The sequence below is a fragment of the Thermodesulfovibrionales bacterium genome (assembly GCA_035622735.1).
GTDB lineage: Bacteria > Nitrospirota > Thermodesulfovibrionia > Thermodesulfovibrionales > UBA9159 > DASPUT01.
Map to the genome: position 1 here is coordinate 1 of DASPUT010000241.1, position 2,072 is coordinate 2,072.

Consider the following 2,072-nt stretch of genomic DNA (forward strand, 5'->3'; position numbering starts at 1 on the left):
CCGAGTGCATCGGTTGCGGGGCTTGTATCGCAGCCTGTCCCAATGGATCGGCAATGCTCTTTACGGCGGCGAAGGTTGCGCATCTCGCCGCGCTTCCGCAGGGACGCATCGAGGCGGCGCGGAGGGTCTGCGTCATGACCGAAACGATGCTTCAGGAGGGCTTCGGCAACTGCAGCAACCATTACGAATGCCAGGCGGCCTGCCCGAAAGGGATTAAAGTGCAGTTCATCGCGAAACTGAACAGGGAATTCGTCAAGGCTCAGGTGAGAGGCGAAGGAGGGAAGGGTCCCCTGGCCGGGCCGTTCTCCCGGTGACAACGCGTGCTTTGGTCCTTGCTATAATCTGTAATGAGAAGGAATGAACGTACAAGGAGGATGACATGAAAGGTCTTTCGCTCGGCTTGGTTCTCTTTTTTCTTGTCGGTCTCGTTGCTCCAAACCTCTTTGCGGCGGATACCTTTGATTTGGTTATCCCGCTGCCGCTCACGGGGAAGCAGGCGAAATTCGGAGAGATGATGAAACGGTCCTATGAGATGGCCGCGGAAGAGATCAATGCGAAGGGGGGCATCAAAAAGAAGAAGATCGCCTTGTCCTTTGAAGACTCCGGCGGAAAGCCGGAGACGGCAAGGGCCATTGTAGAAAAGCTCATCGATGTCAAGAAACAGCCGATTATCGTTGGGGAATACACATCGGCCTGCGCGAAGGCAGCGGCAGCGGTCGCCGAGGAGAGAAAGACTCCTTACCTCATCGTAGCGAGTGCAGATGACAACATCACCCAGCAGAATTACAAGTATGTCTTCCGTCAGAACGATGTCAATTCCCATTACGCCGACGGCCTCGTTTCATTCATGAAGGACGTCGTTAAGCCCAAGACGGTCGCGATTCTCTACGAGAGCTCCGCGTTCGGGACCTCGGGGGCGGAGGCGATGGAGAAGGATGCGGAGAAACTGGGGATGAAGGTGCTGCTAAAAGAGAAATACGAGGCCGGCTCCGTCGATTTCAAGCCTCTCCTCACGAAGATCAAGGCAGCGCAGCCGGACGTGATCTATATGATCTCTTACGTTATGGATGCTTCCCTGCTCATGAAGCAGATCAAGGAGTTGCGTCTCGACGCGAAACTCTTTGCCGGCGGGGCGGCCGGGTTTGCCATCCCTGAATTCATCGAGAACGCTAAGGACGCCGCGGACTACGTGGTCAGTGCCACGCTCTGGACTGAGGACCTCAAGTACCCCGGTGCCAGGGCCTATGCGGACAAATACAAGGCAAAATATGGAGCCTTTCCCTCTTACCACGGGGCATCGGCGTATTCCGCACTCTTCGTGGTGAAAAATGCGATCGAGAAGGCGAAGGACTGGACCCCCGACAAGATTCGCGATGCCCTCAAGACAACGGACATGATGACCGCGTTCGGTCCGATCAAGTTCGAAAATAAGGAAGGGTACCAGAACCAGAACTTCATGCCGACCCTTGCGATTCAGGTTCAGAAGGGGCAATTCGAGACGATCTGGCCCGAACAGCTTGCGAGCAAGAAGTACATCTACCCGATCCCGACGTGGCGGGAACGGAGATAGCTTTAGCGTAGCAAGGCATGAGGGATCTGGTACGCCTAGTCTCCGGCCCCCTGATATTTTGACACAGCGGTACATTGGGAAAGACGAGTGGTTAAGTTAGAGGTTTTCCTCCAGACGCTCATTCAGGGGTTCCTCATGGGCGGTCTCTACGCGCTCATAGGGCTCGGAATGACCCTCATCATGGGTGTGATGAAGATCATCAACCTCGCCCATGGTGAGCTCATGATGGTGGCGATGTATGTCGCTTACTGGATGTTTGTGCTCTTCCATATCGACCCTTACCTGTCAGTCTTTATCGCGACGCCCCTCCTCTTTTTCCTCGGCATCGCGATCCAGAAGTTCCTCATCAACCCTGTTCTGAAGGTCGATTCGATTCTGCCCGAAAACCAGGTCATCCTGACTGTGGGTGTCGGCATGGTCCTGGCGAATCTCGCGACGATATTCTTTACCTCTGATTATCGTTCGACGCCGGTGGGCTATGCGACGAAGGCCTGGTATCTCA

3 protein-coding genes are annotated in these 2,072 nt (G+C 55.0%); all 3 read left to right on the top strand.

Annotated elements, in window-relative coordinates:
• Positions 1 to 314, top strand: a 314-nt coding sequence (locus VEI96_12505; protein HXX58816.1) for a 4Fe-4S dicluster domain-containing protein, incomplete at its 5' end; no start/stop codon positions are given.
• 65 nt (positions 315 to 379) lie between these two features.
• Positions 380 to 1,570, top strand: a complete 1,191-nt coding sequence (locus VEI96_12510; GenBank protein HXX58817.1) for an ABC transporter substrate-binding protein — start codon at positions 380 to 382, stop codon at positions 1,568 to 1,570.
• Between the two features lie 87 nt (positions 1,571 to 1,657).
• Positions 1,658 to 2,072: branched-chain amino acid ABC transporter permease (locus VEI96_12515; protein HXX58818.1), on the top strand; the 415-nt coding region annotated here is incomplete at its 3' end.